The sequence below is a fragment of the Acetobacter sp. P5B1 genome, from assembly GCF_018811985.1.
Taxonomy (GTDB): Bacteria; Pseudomonadota; Alphaproteobacteria; order Acetobacterales; family Acetobacteraceae; genus Acetobacter; species Acetobacter cerevisiae.
Genome location: NZ_JACRVS010000012.1, coordinates 35,506 through 52,040 on the forward strand (window position 1 = coordinate 35,506; position 16,535 = coordinate 52,040).

A 16,535-nucleotide genomic window follows, 5' to 3' on the forward strand; every position below is an offset into this window, starting at 1 on the left:
CGCCATTCCTCCCCTTTTCATACGGATTATCTGATGTCGATCGACGCTCTGAAGGATCGTATTCCCGACTATGCGAAGGATCTGAGGCTGAATCTCGGGTCTCTCGCCAATGATGTGACCCTCACACCGCAGCAGCTCGCCGGAACGTTTGTGGCGTCTGCCATTGCGTCCCGCAATGATGTGGTGACGAAGGCTGTTGTGGCCGAATTTGCCGATAAGCTGACGCCTGAAGCCCTGAATGCCGCCAAATCTGCTGCGGCCATTATGGGCATGAACAACATCTACTACCGCTTTGTGCATATGGCGGGTGGGGATTATGGCAAGATGCCTGCGCAGCTGCGCATGAGCGTTATTGGCCGCCCCGGTGTAGAAAAAACGGATTTCGAGCTCTGGTCTCTGGCTGTTTCTGCAATCAATGGCTGTGGTCTGTGTGTGACCAGCCATGAGAAGATTGTGCGGGAAGAGCTGGGAGCAGAAGCTGTGCAGACTGCTGTGCGGATTGCCTCCACAGTGCATGCTGTCGCCGTCACGCTGGAAGCCGCTGCGGCTCTGGGCGACTGACGCTGGCAGATCAGGCTGGCCGCATGCCTTGAATGCGGCGCTTCAGGTCCGGCGTCTGCACATCAGCAGGGTCCGGGCTTTTTTTATGGGGGGGAAATCGCTAGTAGCCCCGAGGGCAACACGCGCCACTTTCTTGCAATTGATATTTTTTGAAGAAAAGTGGCGCGAGTGACGGGGCTCGAACCCGCGACCTCCGGCGTGACAGGCCGGCGCTCTAACCAACTGAGCTACACCCGCAATCCAGACGCTCACCAGTGGTGTGCGTCGGTATGTCGCGTCTTATAGCGATGTTTTCAGCTTTGACAACCGGGGTTCGCGAAAAAAATAACGCATTATGAAATTTTTTTCGTAGCGTCCGCTTGGGCCTCATGAGAAAGGGGCGGTCACCCCTTAACGCCTTGGAGGCTCTGCACTTTATAGAGCCACGCTGGACGGAGGTGCCCTTCCGGGCAGCCTCCTTATGATGCGGCAGCAGACGTGCCGGAGAGTGGCGCTTAGTTCTGCTTTTCGAAAGCCCCGGAAATAGAGAGGGTGACGTCATCCCCCACCATCGGCACGTAGGTTTTTACGCCAAAATCGCTCCGTTTGAGGGTGCCGGTGGCCTGAAATCCAAGTGTGTAGGCTTTATCCATCGGGTTGATACCAGCCCCTACGTAACGCACCTGCAACGTGAGCGGCTTTGTGACGCCATGCAGGGTGAAATTCCCGGTGACATTAGCCGTGCCTGCGCCGGTCGGGACGACTTTGGTGGAGACGAAGGTGGCCGTCGGGTAATGGGCTGCGTCAAACCAGTCTGCGCCGTGCAGTTCATCCGTCAGTTTCGCGCTGGTGGTCTGCACGCTTGCAACCGGAATGGAGACGCTCAGTTTTGAGGCCACCGGGTGGGCCGCGTCATAGGTGAGGGAGCCCGTCGCACCGGAAAAGAGGCCGGAATATTCGGTAAAGCCAAAATGGAGCAGAGAAAAAGTAACCTGCGTGTGGGTGGTTTCCACCTGATAGGTGCCAGTCTGCACATCCTGCGGTGCTGTGGCAGCCTGCGCGGTGGAGAGTGTGGCCACAAGGCCGAGTGCAGCAAGAGCGGGAGCGAAAGACAGAGAGGTCATGAGGGATGGTCCTGTTTTTGAAAGGGAAAAAACTCTGAAAGCAAACGCGGGTGAGGGGATGGCGGTGCCCTGAAGGCTGTCCGGCTAGCCGAACCGAAAGCCGGAGAGTGCCTTACCCATCACCGTATCCTGATAGATCTGCTCGCCCTGATCTGCCCCTGCGGCTCCGGCGGCGACCATAAGGGGCAGCAGATGCTCTTCTCTGGGGTGGCAGATGCGCGCACCGGGGGCTGTGTCCCAGTGTTGCAGAGCCGCATTTCGCTCGGCTTCGGGCGCACACGTGGCGGCCGTAAGCCAGACGTCAAAGTCATGGGAGATGGCATTGGAGGCCGGGTTTTCGCCCATGAAGTGCCGGAGATTGTGGTAGGTCAGGCCTGTGCCCACAATCAGCACATTCTGGTCCCGCAGCGGGGCCAGCGCCCGCCCGATGCGCAGATGCGCTGCGGGGTTCAGATCCTGCTGGAGTGAGAGTTCCACCACCGGAATTTCAGCCTCTTCAAACGCCAGTATGAAGGGGATGAAAACACCGTGGTCCAGACCTCGTTCCGGGTCTGCGGCGTTGGGTATGCCAGCTTTGCTCAGCAAGGCCTGCACCTGTCCGGCCAGTGCCGGAGAACCCGGAACCGGATAGCGTAGGTGATAGGTGTGTGGCGGGAAGCCATAATAATCATAAATCAGCGGCGGCTGTGCTGCGGCTGTCACGGTGGGGATGGCAGTTTCCCAATGACCGGAGACAACCAGAATGGCATCAGGCTTTTGCGGTAACGTCTGACTGACACCGCGCAGGAAGGCCGCCATACGGTCCCACGTGTCTGGCCAGTCCATGAAAAAGCATGGGCCACCGCCATGCGGCAGAAACAGCACAGGCTGCCGGGGCAGGGACGTATGTGATGTCTGAGGCGGGAGGGGAATCATGCTGTGAACCGTGTCTCTTCAAGGGGCGGGTTGCCTGAAGAGTCGCCTCATAATCGCGGTTTGATAAGCCCGTATTTTGGGAAGAGATTTCACACCCTGAGCATGAAATCCGGCTTACGCGTTACGCATAAAAAACCGGAGGCCGCATTTCTGCGGCCTCCGGCCTGAAACATCCTGCGTTCCTCTGCATCGGGCCGTAGGACCCGTTCAGGGAGAAGCAGGATTATTTGCTGCCAGCTGTCAGAGCGCTGCGAATGAAATCGCCAGCTTCTTCCTTCGTGCCCCACCCTGTGACCTTCACCCATTTGCCGGGTTCCAGATCCTTGTAGCGGGTGAAGAAGTGCTCAATGGCCTTCACGGTGATTTCCGGCAGGTCTTCCACCGTCTGCACCTTGCTGTACTGGGGGTGAATCTTGTCATGCGGGACGCAGATGATTTTTTCGTCCTGACCGGACTCATCTTCCATTTTCAGCACACCGATGGGACGGGCGCGGATCACGGAGCCGGGGACCACATTGCTCGGTGTCAGCACCAGAGCGTCGGTCGGGTCACCATCCGCAGCCAGCGTGCCGGGAATGAAGCCGTATGCCGTGGGGTACGCCATGGGCGTGAACAGGAAACGGTCCACAAACAGGGCACCGCTTTCTTTGTCGATCTCGTATTTAACGGAAGATCCCTGCGGAATTTCAATCACAACGTTGATGTCGAACGGCACGTCTTTGCCGGGGGAAAGTTTTGAGACGTCCATAAGGGTTGCTCCAGCACTAAAAATACGGATGGGCAGACCCTATCTGTCACACTGCAACTTGCCAAGTCGTAACAGGATAAGGACTGTTCGGGTGGTTTTTCGGGCTCTGTACCCTTGCCAAATGTGTCTGATTGCGTAATCAGGAAGCCGCCTGCGCGCCCGTAGCTCAATTGGTTAGAGCGGGCCGCTCATAACGGCTTGGTTGCGGGTTCAAGTCCTGCCGGGCGCAGGCGCTTTTCGCCTCAGTCGCGTCCATCCGACGGTTCCTATCCATTCCACTTCACGGAGGTCATCTCATGGCATCTTATCAATACGTCTATGTGATGAAGGACCTTACCAAGTCCTATCCGGGTGGGCGTGAAGTCTTCAAAGGCATTACGCTGTCCTTCCTGCCGGGTGTGAAAATCGGCGTGCTCGGTGTGAACGGCGCGGGTAAATCCACGCTGCTCAAGATCATGGCCGGGATCGACAAGGAATATGGTGGGGAAGCCTGGGCCGCTGAAGGTGTGCGCGTTGGTTACCTGGAGCAGGAGCCCCAGCTGGACCCCAAGCTGACGGTTGGCGAGAACGTGGCTCTGGGTTTTGGTGACCTCAAAAAAGCCGTGGATCGTTTCAACGAGATTTCCATGCGCTTTGCCGAGCCCATGACCGATGAGGAAATGAACACCCTGCTGGCCGAACAGGCCGAACTGCAGGAAAAAATTGACGCTGGCGATGGCTGGGAGCTGGACCGCAAGCTGGAAATCGCGCTGGACGCCCTGCGCTGCCCGCCTGCTGACAGCCCCGTGGACAAGCTCTCGGGTGGTGAACGCCGCCGTGTGGCCCTGTGCCGCCTGCTGATTGAAAAGCCTGAAATCCTGCTGCTGGATGAACCGACCAACCATCTGGACGCAGAAAGCGTGGCATGGCTGGAAAAGACGCTGCACGATTATCAGGGCACTGTGATGGTCATTACCCATGACCGTTACTTCCTGGACAACGTGACCAACTGGATTCTGGAAATCGAGCGCGGCCGCGGCATTCCGTTTGAAGGCAACTATTCCTCCTGGCTGGAACAGAAGCGCAAGCGTCTGGCGCAGGAAGAAAAGGAAGAAAGTGCCCGCCAGCGTGCGCTGGCTGCCGAGCAGGAGTGGATTGGCTCCAGCCCGAAGGCGCGTCAGGCCAAAAGCAAATCCCGTATTGCACGGTATGAAGAAATGCTGGCCCAGAGTGCTGAAAAGCAGAACGGCGTGGCGGACATTGTTATTGCCCCCGGCCCGCGTCTGGGTGGCACGGTGATTGAGGCCGATCACCTCAGCAAAGGCTTTGGTGATCGTCTGCTGATTGATGATCTGAGCTTCAAGCTGCCGCCGGGTGGCATTGTGGGCGTTATCGGTCCGAACGGTGCGGGTAAATCCACCCTGTTCAAGATGATTGTCGGGCAGGAAAAGCCGGATGCTGGTGAGCTGAAAATCGGTGATACCGTGAAGCTCGGCTATGTTGACCAGTCCCGTGATGATCTGGACCCCAACAAGACCGTGTGGGAAGAAATTTCCGGCGGCACGGATGTCATCTATCTGGGCAAGCGGGCTGTGCCGTCCCGCGCTTATGTGGGGGCGTTCAACTTCAAAGGGTCCGACCAGCAGAAAAAAGTCGGCATCCTCTCCGGTGGTGAGCGTAACCGCGTGCATCTGGCTAAAATGCTGCGGCAGGAAAGCAACGTGCTGCTGCTGGATGAGCCGACCAACGATCTGGACGTCGATACCCTGCGTGCGCTGGAAGAGGCTCTGGGCGAATTCCCGGGCTGCGCCGTGGTCATTACCCATGACCGCTGGTTCCTTGACCGTCTGGCAACCCATATTCTGGCGTTTGAAGGGGATTCTCACGTCGAATGGTTTGAAGGGAACTTCCAGGCTTATGAGGAAGACAAGCGCCGTCGCCTTGGCCCGGATGCCACGGAACCTGGCCGCATTCGTTACCGGCCAATCTCCCGCTGATCAGGCTGGGTGGATGTCTGATGCGGCATCCATCATCTGAAGCGCTTTCAAAACAGAAAAACAGGCCACGCTGCCGGAGAGTACTCCGGTGGCGTTTCTGCGTTCTGGCGAAGGTCTCGTCATGCTGACGGCGCGCTCAGTCAGAACAGGGCGGCTTATGCTGCAACCTGTCACATGGCGCGATATGGATGACATGGCGTCATTGAAGGCTGATGGCGGGGCGTTTGGCCAGATGCTGGGGGGTGTCTGCACCCGCCAGCAGGCCGAGCGGGAAATGGCCGATGATATCGCCTTCTGGGCGTGCCACCGCGTGGGAATTTTCACCATTCGGGAAAAGGATCGGTTTGTCGGCATGACCGGCATTCATGACCGGCCAGACGGACGCGGCTTCGGGCTGCGCTTTGCCCTGTATCCGTGGGCCAGCGGGCGTGGCATTGCGCGGGAAGCGGCCAATGCGGCCCTGAACTTTACGCATGATGCCGGGGTAAAACGGGTGATTGCTGTTGCCAAGGAAAGCAATCTGGCCTCCCGCACTATTCTCGGCGGGATTGGCATGCATGTGTATGAGACCTTCCCGCGGGATGGCCAGACCATGCTGGTTTATGAAAGCGTGCGCGGCTAAAGGCGCGGACTGTGCGGGAAGTTGATGACAGGCTGTGAGCCATAAAAAAGGGCACCCCGAGAGGTGCCCTTTTTAGTCGTTCCTGTTCCTGCTGCTTAGTTGGCAGCAGGTGCGGAATGATGCTCAATCTGGCGCTTCAGGGCGCTCAGCAGGGCGTCAATGTTGCCGCCGTTGCGGGCGATGTAGGAGGAGTAATCCTGCCGCTGCGTCAGACGCAGGCTTGCACCTTCCCCAACCACATCCACCACCTTCGGGCTGCCGCCGGCATGGCCGACAATCCACTGCATGGAAGCCGGGGGCTGCTGCGGGCGGATCAGCGTGGCTTCCACAGAGTCATCGTCACCAGATTTGGTGATGGCGCCAATGGTGAAGCTCACACCGCGATAATCGCCCAGCTTGTCGGTAATGGCGTTGACCAGAACCTCATGGAACAGCCCGAGATACTGCTTCTGCTGTTCCGGCGTAGCCAGCTTCCAGTAACGGCCCAGGCAGTAGCGGCCAATGGCATCAATATCCACATCCTGCTGGATTAGCGGCAGAACACGGGCCTTTTTTTCCGACAGGGAAACCTGGCTGTTCACGATCGCAACCAGCTTGGAGCCGAAGGATTCGATAAACTGACGGGTGCCTTCAGCGGCACGGGCAGGCAGAACAGAAAGACTGCCAGCACAAAGGAGCGCAAGGGCGCCTGTCACAAGGCGACGGCTGGAAAGAAATTTCATGTCGGCGCTATCCTTGTTGCTTTTTAGTGGTACCAGGCTGGCACGGTGGCGCGGTTATCATTCTTGATCGCCTCAGCCTGTGCTTTCCGCTGCTGCTGATAGGCGCTGCGGATTGTTGCGTAGGGGTCCAGTGCATCACGCTGCAGGGCATCCAGCTCATCCAGATGCGTGGAGCGACCATGCACAACGCCCATCATGTTATAGGCCCAGTTGAAGCTGATCAGCCCATAGCCACGCGGGACGTAGTTCCAGGGGGAGAGACCCTGATCAATCCCGTAGCCGATTCCATCACGGATGGAGGAGGGGCCCATAGGCAGGAACAGATACGGGCCGGAGGGAATGCCCCAGTTGGCCAGTGTCATGCCGGCATCATTATCATGATGCGGATACCCGGCCATTTTGGCGACATCGATCAGACCGCCAATACCCACAGACATGTTGATGCACCAGCGTACGAAGGAATCACCCGCACGGCGGGGCTTACCTGCGCCCACGTCGTTAAAGAACACGGAGGGTTCATTCATGGTGGTGATCATGTTGCCCAGAGAATTCCGGACAGGGCGCGGCACGGCCCACACATAGGCTTTGGCGACCGGGCGCAGCGCCCAGTGGTCGAACGTCATGGTCAGGTTATAGACCTTGCGGTTCAACGGCTCGTAGGGGTCGTTTGCCTGTTTGTATTCCTCAAGGGCGTCCGGGTCTTTGGGGACGGGGGCCTTGATGGCGCTGCACCCCGTCAGGGCGACAAGAGTTGCGACCAGTAAAGAGCTGCGTGAGGAAAAACGGCGCTGGGCCGAAGAGCCTTCCCGAGTCTGACCCGCATGTGTCTGACCGCGAGGGCGGAGCCGTGCACCGTTCCGTCCTGAATTCATTGCCGCGTTTACCTTCACCCTGTGACGCACCAGTAAAACCTGACCTAAAGGCAGGAGTCTTCTGCTGCCCTCTCTACCACGAGAAACGTTCTGCGCAATGCAGGTCATCCCTGCATGAGAGGCAGGGGAGCAGAAAAGAAGCGCTGCTTAGGCCTTTTGGTTTAACGGATGTGTCAATTTTTCCAATATTGTTGCGCGAATGCCGCACCGCTGGCCCTTACAGGCCACGATCCCGTTTGATCATATCCCATGCGGCGTTGATGCGGGAAATTTTGGCCGAAGCTTCGGCAATTTCAGCAGGCGAGGCCTTGCGAGAGGCCATCACATCCGGGTGATATTGCCGCACCAGCACCTTCCAGCGGGCGCGAAGTTCCTCGTTGGAGAGGGAGGCATCCACGCCCATCACCACGTAGGCGTCTTCTTCCGCCATGGCGGGGCGGGACCGGCCCTGCTCTGCCCGTTCCCACGCGCCCCGGCTGAGGCCGAAAAGTGCATGCACGCGCTGCAGGAACTGGGTTTCTTCTTTGGTGAGCGGTTCATCAGCAGCCAGATCCGCGCGGGCAATGCCGAAGAGCACGCCCATCAGGTCTTCCAGCGGCTGCTTATCCTGCGCGTAGGCCGTGCCGAGTTCCCGGGCGAAGGATTCGTAGTCGTCCGTTCTCTGGCGGGCGAGGTCAAACAGGCGGCCAACTTCGCGCATGTTTTCATCCGGCACCCGGAAGCGCATTTTGAAGGCGTCGATTTCCCGACGGTTCACCGGCGCATCGCACTTGGCCAGCTTGGCGCAGAGAATAATGCTCGTCAGGCCGTAAAGCTGCTCTTTCTTGCCCAGAGCCGCTGCCAGCTTGGCGGCCATGAACGTCGCCGCGCCATTTGGATCGGGATTTGCACGGGCGGCCCAGCGGTCACTCCACCCCCCGGTAGGAGGCTGAAGCAGCGTGCCTTTATCTGCGGCATGCCCCAGTGCTGTGCCCAAAGCTGCGCCAACAGGTCCGCCCATGGCAAAACCTGCGACACCACCAAAAATCTTACCCCATATCGCCATGTTGCCTGCTTAGCATTGTCTGGGCTGCGGCCCAAATTGGACCCGCCTGTGCTCCGTCTGGTCAGCATAGCAGGCGGGGACAGGATGCGAGAAGATGAAGGCTGGGCAATTCAGCCGTGAGGCCTTTGAAGAGGCGGAAACAGACGCGGGGAACACCAAGGCAGGCTGGCGTAAATCCTGGTGCCAGATCAATCTGCAAAACTCTCAGGTTGCGGCGTCCGAGCCCTGAGCGGCGCTCTGTTTTTGCAACCACAGCAACGCCTGCACCCGCAGGAAAGAGGCCAGAGACTGAACGGGGCGGCGTTCCGTATCCAGTTGCGTGACCAGCACGGGGAGAGGCTGGTTGTGGTCGCGGGCCATGTCTTCCAGCACCTGCCAGAACTCGGGCTCCAGTGCCACGCTGGTATCATGACCGGAGAGAATCAGGCTGCGTTTGCGCAGATGAGCGCTCATGCGGGAATGCCTTCCAGACGGGCGACGGCCCAGCGGGCGGCCTCGACCACCACGCTGTCCGGGTCCTGTGTCAAACGATGGGCGTGCGGGCGTAATTCTGCGAGTCCGGAATTACCCATGGCGATCAGCACATTTCGCACAAAGCGATTGCGCCCGATGCGTTTAATGGGAGAGCCGGAAAATTTCTGACGGAAGGCGGCATCATCCAGCTGGCTCAGGCTGGCCAGATCCGGGGCCATCAGGTCAGGGCGGGGTTGCAGTTTGATCTGGCGTGATGCCTGCGCAAAGCGATTCCATGGGCAGACAGCCAGACAATCATCACACCCATAAATATGCGTACCAATGGCAGGGCGCAGGTCCAGAGGAATGGGGCCGGCATATTCAATGGTCAGATAGGAAATACAGCGCCGGGCATCCATGCTGTAGGGAGCCGGGAAGGCCTGTGTGGGGCAGGCCGTCAGGCAACGCGTGCAACTGCCGCACCCTCCGCCCGAAGGGGGCGAGGTGGGCAGAGCAAGCGTGGTGTAGATTTCTCCTAAAAACAGCCAGCTGCCATGACTGCGGGACACCAGATTGGTGTGCTTGCCCTGCCAGCCGAGTCCGGCCTGCTCTGCCAGCGGCTTTTCCGCAACCGGGGCAGTATCCACAAAGACTTTAACGCCGGGAGGCTGGGGACGCAGTTCTTCGGCGCGGTGCTGGTCGGGTGGGTTATGCTGGCTGGTCTGGCTATTCTGGCGTTGTGCAGCGGTAAGCGCCCGCGCCGCTTCCAGAGTGCCCTCCCGGACAACAAACTGCGCCAGATGCTTCAGCATGCCTTTGATCAGGTCATGATAATCGCGGTGGCGCGCGTAAACGGAAATATTGCCCCGGTCAGGCTGGCTGAGGGTGGCGAGCGGGTCGCCCTCCGGCGCGTAGGACACGCCGAGCGCAATCACAGTACGGGCTTCTGGCCAGAGTGTGGTGGGTTGGGTGCGCTGGTCGGCTCTGTCGGCCAGCCAGCCCATCTCGCCATGATAGCCGTTGGCTAGAAAGTCCGTCAGCCGTTCGCGCACCTCGGGGCCAAGATGGGCGGGGCAGAAGCCGATGGCGTCAAACCCCAATGCCAGAGCTTTTTCCCTGATCCGGGCCGCCAGTTTTTCTGCTCCGCTCAGGGAGGACATAGGGACTGCTTTCAGGGGACCGGAGGAATGGCGGGCTGGGGCATTTCATCTTCCGTCCAGTCTTCCGCGGCCCAGTTGGCGCGTAGCGTAGTGGCGAGTTCGTCCAGACGGCCTTCCACAATGGCTTCGCGAATCTGGCGCATCAGGCGCTGGTAGTAGGCAATATTGTGCCATGTCAGCAGCATCGGGCCGAGAATTTCGTTGGCCCGGAAGAGATGGTGCAAATAGGCGCGGCTGTGGCGGGAACAGGCCAGACAGTCGCAGTCAGGCGAAATGGGGCGGGCATCTGTTGCGTGGCGGGCGTTGCGCAGGTTGAGCGTGCCGCGTTCCGTATAGGCACGGGCGGTGCGTCCGGCCCGGGTAGGCATCACGCAGTCAAACATGTCCACGCCGCGCTGCACGCTGCCCAGCAGGTCATCCGGCGTGCCGACGCCCATCAGATAACGCGGGGCATTTTGCGGCATGACGGGCACCGTGGTGTCCAGCGTGGCGAACATCAGTTCCTGCCCTTCGCCCACAGCCAGACCGCCAATGGCGTAGCCTTCAAACCCGATATCCGTCAGAGCCTTGACGCTTTCCGCCCGCAGGTCCTGCTCTGTGCCACCCTGCACAATGCCAAACTGGCCATAGCCGGTGCGCTGCACAAAGGCCTCGCGGGAGCGGGCGGCCCACCGCATGGACATCCGCATGGAGGCGGCAATGGTTTCTGGCGGTGCGGGCAGAGCCGGGCATTCGTCAAAACACATAGTGATGGTGGCATCCAGCGCGTGCTGAATGTCGGTCGAGATTTCCGGTGTCAGCCGATGGTAAGAGCCATCAATGTGGGAACGGAAGGTGACGCCATCCTGATCCAGCTTGCGCAGTGCGCCGAGGGACATCACCTGAAACCCGCCGGAATCGGTCAGGATCGGGCCGGACCAGTCCATAAAGCGATGGAGGCCACCCAGCGCACGGATACGTTCCGCACCCGGCCGCAGCATGAGGTGATAGGTGTTGCCCAGCACAATGCCAGCGCCCGTGGAGCGCACGGCATCCATCGTCATGGCCTTGACGGTGCCGACGGTGCCCACCGGCATAAAGGTGGGGGTGGCGACGGGGCCGTGGGCGGTGTGTAGCGTCCCCGCGCGGGCAGCGCCGTCCGTGCTTTCACAGGTCCAGTGGAAACGGCTCATGCGGACTCTCCGGTGCGGTGGGCCTCAATAGGGTTGGCACAGCGCAGCAGGCAGGCGTCCCCGTAGGAATAAAAACGGTAACCCGTCTGGATGGCATGGGCGTAGGCCGCACGCATCCGCTCTTCTCCCGCAAAGGCGCAGACCAGCATGAACAGGGTCGAGCGCGGCAGGTGGAAGTTGGTCATCAGCATATCGACAGCGCGGAAGCGGTAGCCGGGCCGGATGAAAATGGAGGTGACATCATCAAACGGATGCACAATGCCGTTTTCATCCGCAGCACTTTCCAGCAGGCGTAGACTGGTGGTGCCGACGGCAATAATGCGGCCTCCGGCCTTGCGCACGGCATTGATGCGGTCTGCCGTCTCTGGCGTGATGATGCCGCGTTCGGCATGCATGTGGTGTTTGGAAATATCATTTTCACGCACGGGCAGGAAGGTGCCTGCGCCGACATGCAGCGTCAGCGTGCAGCGTTCCGCGCCGGTGGCGTCTACAGCGTCCAGCAGCGACGGCGTAAAATGCAGCCCTGCGGTGGGAGCCGCGACAGCCCCTTTATGCTCGGCAAAAATGGTCGCGTAATCCTTCGCGTCCTGCGTGGTGGGGCCGTGCGGGCGATGGATATACGGGGGCAACGCCAGTGCGCCGACGTCCTGCAGGAACGTATCAAACGCAGAGCCTTCGGCGGAAAAACGCAGCACTGCGCCGCCGCCTTCTTCCCGCGCCAGAACGGTGGCGGTGTGGGCGCTGCCGGTAAAGGTCAGGGTATCCCCCACCTTCAGGCGGCGGGCATTGCGCACCAGCACATGCCATGAGGTATCGGGCAGAATCCGGTCCAGCGTAATCCCGATATGCGCTTCACCGCGCAGGCCATGCAGCTGGGCGCGGATGACGGCGGTATCGTTCGCTACCAGCAGATCGCCCGCTTGCAGCAGGCTGGGCAGATCGCTCACATGGCGGTCCATAAAGGGGCCGTGTGGGGGGACATCCAGCAGACGCGCGGCTTCACGCGGTCGGGCCGGTTCCTGCGCAATCAGGGTTTCGGGCAGGTGGAAATCAAAATCTTCGGTGCGGTCGCTCATGTTGAAACGGGTTTACGCAATAGGGTGCAGCGACGCCAGAGGGGAGTAGCGTCTGGATGGGGCGGAAGGCCGGATAACGCACGTTTTTTCAGGGTGAGGGTGCGTTGGAGTGGTGTCTGGCCGGACGCTTACTGTCCTCCGAAACGGCCAGACATGGGTGCCGCGTTCTCTCGCGGGGTTGAAGAAGGCGCTCTGCGGGGCCAGATTTCGCTTTGCAAACAAACCCATATGGAGACCCACTATGTCTTATGCCCTGCTGGATGCTGCCCGTGTTGCCAAAGCGGCCAAGGTTTCTCTGGATGTTCTGAAGACAAACCCGGAAACCACGGAAGCCCACCAGCGTAAAGTGATCATGATTGAACGGATTGAAGCGCTGGCCGCTGCGGCTGCGGATTCTGACGCAGGCAAGGCTGTCACGCTGACATCTGAAGAATTCTGGCTGATCAGCCGCAACTGGTAAGAAAGGCGCACCCATGGCTTTTGTTCTGACAAGCCCCGCTTTTACGGACGGGGCCACTCTGCCGCAGGCTCAGGTTTATAACGGCATGGGGCAGACGGGGCAGAATTTGTCCCCGGCTCTGGAGTGGAAAAATGCTCCTGAGGGCACCAAAAGCTTTGTGGTGACGACGTATGACCCTGATGCCCCCACCGGGTCCGGCTGGTGGCATTGGGTTGTCGCCAATATTCCCGCCAGTGTGACGGTGCTGCCCGAAGGGGCCGGGTCTGGGAAAGGCGGCTTGCCGGAAGGAGCCGTGCAGGTGCGCACCGATTTTGGCGCTCCCGGCTATGGCGGGGCTGCCCCCCCTCCGGGTCCGGCGCATCGCTATATTTTTAGCGTTTATGCGCTGGATGTGCCCAAACTGGATATTGCTCCTGACGCCAGCCCGGCCATGGTGGGTTTTATGGTGCACCACCACAAACTGGCCTCTGCCAGTCTGACGGCTCTTTACAGCGGCAAGAAACCCTGACGCCTGCGCGTGATGGCTTAGCGTTCTGTTACGGCATAAAAAACCGGCTGTGCCTGCTTTTGCAGAGGCACAGCCGGTTTTTTGTTTGATGGAAACTTATGACCAGCAGCCACATAAAATGCCGGAATCTTAAAGGCGGTCAGGCCGTTAAGGCGTCCATGAGCGGCGGCAGATACTGGTCCAGTTTGACCCGTAGCGGCATGAGGTAAGCACATCCCTGATCCTGCGAGAGCTGGCGCAGCACGGACTGGGCAAACTGGATGTTGGCGTCCAGCGTTGGCTCAAAATCCTTGGGGAAGACCACATGGTTGGTGGTTTCCCAGTATGAGCGGGAGCGCGGACCGATAACTGGGGAAAGTCCCCAGAAAACCTGCTCATCCTGCAACCATTCGCGGCAGAGGTCGAACAGCTTCAGGTCAAACACAGGCTGGGTGAAAAACCCTTCGGCTCCTGCGTCTTTCTTGCGGGCAATATCTTCCAGTTCCCGCCAGGGGGCGCGGCGATACGGGTCGAAGGCCGCGTAGATGCGCAGATGCGGCGCTTCCTTCCGGTAGCGACGGATAATGCTTTCCGTGCTGTTGGGATAGGTGCGGTGGGCAAGGTCAGCCGGAGGGTCACCATGCACCACCAGCACTTCCTTCAGCCCCGGCAGGGTGCTGCCGGGGAGGGGAGCGCCGGGGGCGATATCAATGGCCCGCACGTGCGGAACAACTGTGCCAAACTGCGGCATGGTCAGAGCCGCAGCGTCCCAGCTCCGCAGCGGGAAACGCATCAGATCCGGGATATTCAGCGTGTCTGCTGCCGGGAATAGTGTTTTGACACTGGTGACGTCCTGCGCGAGCGCGTCCTCGCTGCGCGGGATCAGTTCAACGGAAAGGCGGGACAGACTCATTCGGATTTCCCCGTTACCAGCAGGCGGGCGGCCATCAGGGTGTTTTTCAGCAGGCAGGCAATGGTCATGGGACCAACACCGCCCGGAACAGGTGTGATGCGACCAGCGACTTTCACGGCTTCATCAAACACTACATCGCCAACCAGACGGGTTTTGCCGGTCTCGGTGGTGACGCGCGTAATACCAACGTCAATCACGGTGGCACCGGGTTTGATCCAGTTACCATGCACCAGTTCCCGGCAGCCGGTAGCGACCACCAGAATATCACCCTGACGGGCCAGAGCCGCCGTATCCCGCGTGTGGATATGTGCGATAGAGACGGTACAGCCTTCTGCCAGCAGCAGCAGAGCAAGCGGTTTGCCCACCAGATTGGAGCAGCCAATCACTACCGCGTGCTTGCCGCGCATATCGCCCAGCTGGTCCCGCAGCAGCAGCAGGCAGCCCAGAGGTGTGCAGGGGATCAGGCTCGGCAGGCCAATGGCCAGACGTCCGGCATTGATTTCCCCCAGACCGTCCACATCCTTTTCCGGCTGAATGGCATTGGTCACCCGGCGCGCGTCCAGCCCGTTCGGCAGGGGGAGCTGCACCAGAATACCGTGAATTTCCGGATCATGGTTAAGCCGCTCAATCAGTGCGAGCAGTTCTTCTTCCGATGTGGTTTCCGGCAGCATGTGCATGAAGGAGCGCATACCGGCGTGGTGTGTCTGAATGGCTTTGTTGCGCACATAGACTTCACTCGCCGGGTCATTGCCCACCAGAATAACGGCCAGACCGGGGGTGACGCCATGCTCATCATGAAACGTGCGCACATCTTCGCGGATCTGCTGCCGGAGGGTGGCGGCAAAGCCTTTGCCGTCGATGAGGGACGCCTGATGGTCAGACGGAAGGGAGGGGGATGTGCTCATCGTCACTGCTGCGGTCAATCCGGAAAAAGGCGGTTGGAAGACCTGTCTGCCATACGCAAAAAAACGGGCGCCGACAATGGCAGGGCCTGCATGGAGGGCGTGCGGAAGAGGCGGAAAGCTGCCGAATATGAACAGGGTGAATGACGGAGAGGCCGGGAGAGAACCAGCGTGTGAGGCTGTGCGTCAGGGCTGACCCGGCTCATCCTTCTTGTAAGGCGAGAAAGCGCTCAGGGCTTCTGCTTCTGCCCGTATGGCTGGGCGTTCTTCCGCCAGAAAAGCGGACACGGCAGAACGGAGTGACGTATTTTCCAGCCAGTGGGCGGAATGGGTCAGGCTGGGCACATAGCCCCGCTGAATTTTATGTTCACCCTGTGCCCCGGCCTCTACGCGCTTCAGACCGTGGGCAATGGCAAAATCAATCGCCCGGTAATAGCACAGCTCAAAATGCAGGAACGGCCAGTCCCCTGTGCAGCCCCAGTTGCGGCCATAGAGTGTATCGCCCCCGAGCAGATTAAGAGCGGCTGCGACGGGCGTGTCGCCGTGCCGGGCCATCATCAGCACAACCTTGTCGCCCAGCCGTTCGGAGAGCAGGGGGAAGAAGGCTGGTGTGAGGTAGGCGCTGCCCCATTTGCGGTCTACCGTGTTGCGGTAGAACGTATAGAAGGCCTGCCAGTCTGCCGGGGTAATCTCATCGCCACGGAGGGTATGGAAGGTCAGTCCGGCGGCGTTGGCGTCGCGCCGTTCGCGCTTCAGTACCTTGCGTTTGCGGGAGGCGAGGGTGGCCAGAAAATCGTCAAAGCTGCTGTAGCCGTGATTATGCCAGTGATACTGCACCCCAAGGCGGGGCAACCAGCCGTGCTGGCTGAGCAGGTCGCTTTCCTGTTCCTGACAAAAGGTAACATGCGCAGAGGAAAGGCCTGTTTCTCCGCAAATCTGGCGCAGGGCATCCGCTAAAACGGCGGCTGTTTCTGGCGGAGCAGAAGGAGCGCACAGCAGGCGCGGGCCGGGGGCTGGTGTGAAGGGGACAGCCACCTGCAATTTTGGGTAATACTGGCCGCCTGCGGCTTCAAACGCACGGGCCCAGCCCTGGTCGAACACATATTCGCCCCAGGAATGGCCTTTCAGATAGGCCGGGCAGACGGCGGCCAGAGTGCCGTCCGGGGCGTGCAGGGTGACATGCCGGGGCAGCCAGCCGGTGCGCTGGCAGACAGAACCACTGTCCTCCAGCGCAGAGAGAAAGGCGTAGCTGACAAACGGATTGTCAGCCCCCGCGCAGGAATCCCACGCGGTGGCATCTATGGCATGAAGGCCGTCATGCAGAGAGACAGACCAGTCAGACATGACG

The 16,535-nt window shown here is 59.9% G+C and carries 19 protein-coding genes and 2 tRNA genes; 7 read left to right on the plus strand and 14 right to left on the minus strand.

Features of this window, described 5'->3' with window-relative positions; genetic code table 11:
- Window positions 1–33: 33 nt before the first annotated feature.
- Window positions 34–561 (plus strand): carboxymuconolactone decarboxylase family protein, encoded by a 528-nt coding sequence (locus KP703_RS09370; RefSeq protein ID WP_062142007.1) that lies wholly within the window; start codon window positions 34–36, stop codon window positions 559–561.
- 160 nt (window positions 562–721) lie between these two features.
- On the opposite strand, the gene KP703_RS09375 is transcribed toward KP703_RS09370, so the two are convergent.
- The 4 genes from KP703_RS09375 to ppa all read right to left on the minus strand — a co-directional run bounded on the left by KP703_RS09375 (window position 722) and on the right by ppa (window position 3,327).
- A tRNA-Asp gene (locus KP703_RS09375) sits at window positions 722–798 on the minus strand.
- A gap of 257 nt (window positions 799–1,055) precedes the next feature.
- Window positions 1,056–1,664, minus strand: a complete 609-nt coding sequence (locus KP703_RS09380; protein WP_215754624.1) for a YceI family protein — start codon at window positions 1,662–1,664, stop codon at window positions 1,056–1,058.
- Window positions 1,665–1,748: 84 nt separating this feature from the next.
- Window positions 1,749–2,579 carry a class III extradiol ring-cleavage dioxygenase gene (locus KP703_RS09385; protein WP_215754625.1) on the minus strand — a complete coding sequence of 277 codons (831 nt, stop codon included), beginning with the start codon at window positions 2,577–2,579 and terminating at the stop codon, window positions 1,749–1,751.
- A 223-nt stretch (window positions 2,580–2,802) separates the two neighbouring features.
- Entirely contained in the window at window positions 2,803–3,327 is a 525-nt protein-coding gene (ppa, locus tag KP703_RS09390) for an inorganic diphosphatase (RefSeq protein WP_043551348.1), read from the minus strand.
- Window positions 3,328–3,482: 155 nt separating this feature from the next.
- Between ppa and KP703_RS09395 the strand changes: the two genes are divergently transcribed.
- The 3 genes from KP703_RS09395 to KP703_RS09405 all read left to right on the plus strand — a co-directional run bounded on the left by KP703_RS09395 (window position 3,483) and on the right by KP703_RS09405 (window position 5,925).
- A tRNA-Ile gene (locus KP703_RS09395) sits at window positions 3,483–3,556 on the plus strand.
- Window positions 3,557–3,623: 67 nt separating this feature from the next.
- A complete protein-coding gene (ettA, locus tag KP703_RS09400; protein ID WP_062142004.1) occupies window positions 3,624–5,303 on the plus strand; it encodes an energy-dependent translational throttle protein EttA in 1,680 nt (559 codons plus the stop codon).
- 124 nt (window positions 5,304–5,427) lie between these two features.
- Entirely contained in the window at window positions 5,428–5,925 is a 498-nt protein-coding gene (locus tag KP703_RS09405; RefSeq protein WP_062142032.1) for a GNAT family N-acetyltransferase, read from the plus strand.
- Between the two features lie 95 nt (window positions 5,926–6,020).
- Here the strand turns inward: KP703_RS09405 and KP703_RS09410 are convergent, their stop codons facing one another.
- From KP703_RS09410 to KP703_RS09420, 3 genes are all read right to left on the minus strand, one after another.
- On the minus strand, window positions 6,021–6,647 hold the full coding sequence (locus KP703_RS09410; RefSeq protein ID WP_062142003.1) for a phospholipid-binding protein MlaC: 627 nt from the start codon (window positions 6,645–6,647) through the stop codon (window positions 6,021–6,023).
- 23 nt (window positions 6,648–6,670) lie between these two features.
- Window positions 6,671–7,519: a VacJ family lipoprotein gene (locus tag KP703_RS09415; RefSeq protein WP_062142002.1), complete on the minus strand. Its 849-nt coding sequence runs from the start codon at window positions 7,517–7,519 to the stop codon at window positions 6,671–6,673.
- Between the two features lie 217 nt (window positions 7,520–7,736).
- Window positions 7,737–8,564: a TerB family tellurite resistance protein gene (locus KP703_RS09420; protein ID WP_062273560.1), complete on the minus strand. Its 828-nt coding sequence runs from the start codon at window positions 8,562–8,564 to the stop codon at window positions 7,737–7,739.
- Window positions 8,565–8,658: 94 nt separating this feature from the next.
- Here KP703_RS09420 and KP703_RS15795 point away from each other — a divergent pair, with 94 nt between their 5' ends.
- Window positions 8,659–8,793 carry a hypothetical protein gene (locus tag KP703_RS15795; protein ID WP_256441401.1) on the plus strand — a complete coding sequence of 45 codons (135 nt, stop codon included), beginning with the start codon at window positions 8,659–8,661 and terminating at the stop codon, window positions 8,791–8,793.
- On the opposite strand, the gene KP703_RS09425 is transcribed toward KP703_RS15795, so the two are convergent.
- The 4 genes from KP703_RS09425 to queA are packed head-to-tail and all read right to left on the minus strand — an operon-like array spanning window position 8,769 to window position 12,425.
- The gene (locus KP703_RS09425) at window positions 8,769–9,017 is read right to left on the minus strand and encodes a ribbon-helix-helix domain-containing protein (protein ID WP_062248934.1); all 249 of its coding nucleotides are present in this window, start codon (window positions 9,015–9,017) and stop codon (window positions 8,769–8,771) included. The two genes, KP703_RS15795 and KP703_RS09425, sit on opposite strands and share 25 nt — an antisense overlap.
- Complete coding sequence (gene queG / locus KP703_RS09430; protein ID WP_215754626.1) at window positions 9,014–10,177, minus strand: tRNA epoxyqueuosine(34) reductase QueG; 1,164 nt, start codon at window positions 10,175–10,177, stop codon at window positions 9,014–9,016. Before queG ends, KP703_RS09425 begins: the two co-directional genes overlap by 4 nt.
- Window positions 10,178–10,188: 11 nt before the next feature.
- Entirely contained in the window at window positions 10,189–11,349 is a 1,161-nt protein-coding gene (gene tgt / locus KP703_RS09435; RefSeq protein ID WP_215754627.1) for a tRNA guanosine(34) transglycosylase Tgt, read from the minus strand.
- Window positions 11,346–12,425 carry a tRNA preQ1(34) S-adenosylmethionine ribosyltransferase-isomerase QueA gene (gene queA, locus KP703_RS09440; RefSeq protein ID WP_215754628.1) on the minus strand — a complete coding sequence of 360 codons (1,080 nt, stop codon included), beginning with the start codon at window positions 12,423–12,425 and terminating at the stop codon, window positions 11,346–11,348. Before queA ends, tgt begins: the two co-directional genes overlap by 4 nt.
- A gap of 241 nt (window positions 12,426–12,666) precedes the next feature.
- Here queA and KP703_RS09445 point away from each other — a divergent pair, with 241 nt between their 5' ends.
- Together KP703_RS09445 and KP703_RS09450 are read left to right on the plus strand one after the other, a co-directional pair.
- Window positions 12,667–12,885, plus strand: coding sequence for a hypothetical protein (locus KP703_RS09445; RefSeq protein ID WP_043551339.1), 219 nt, complete (start codon window positions 12,667–12,669; stop codon window positions 12,883–12,885).
- 13 nt (window positions 12,886–12,898) lie between these two features.
- Window positions 12,899–13,393, plus strand: coding sequence for a kinase inhibitor (locus KP703_RS09450; RefSeq protein ID WP_215754629.1), 495 nt, complete (start codon window positions 12,899–12,901; stop codon window positions 13,391–13,393).
- A 139-nt stretch (window positions 13,394–13,532) separates the two neighbouring features.
- Here the strand turns inward: KP703_RS09450 and KP703_RS09455 are convergent, their stop codons facing one another.
- The 3 genes from KP703_RS09455 to KP703_RS09465 form a co-directional block, all read right to left on the minus strand.
- Window positions 13,533–14,285: a methylenetetrahydrofolate reductase gene (locus tag KP703_RS09455; protein ID WP_215754630.1), complete on the minus strand. Its 753-nt coding sequence runs from the start codon at window positions 14,283–14,285 to the stop codon at window positions 13,533–13,535.
- Entirely contained in the window at window positions 14,282–15,190 is a 909-nt protein-coding gene (locus KP703_RS09460; RefSeq protein ID WP_215754647.1) for a bifunctional methylenetetrahydrofolate dehydrogenase/methenyltetrahydrofolate cyclohydrolase, read from the minus strand. Before KP703_RS09460 ends, KP703_RS09455 begins: the two co-directional genes overlap by 4 nt.
- Window positions 15,191–15,373: 183 nt before the next feature.
- Window positions 15,374–16,531 (minus strand): GNAT family N-acetyltransferase, encoded by a 1,158-nt coding sequence (locus KP703_RS09465; protein ID WP_215754631.1) that lies wholly within the window; start codon window positions 16,529–16,531, stop codon window positions 15,374–15,376.
- Window positions 16,532–16,535: the final 4 nt, after the last annotated feature.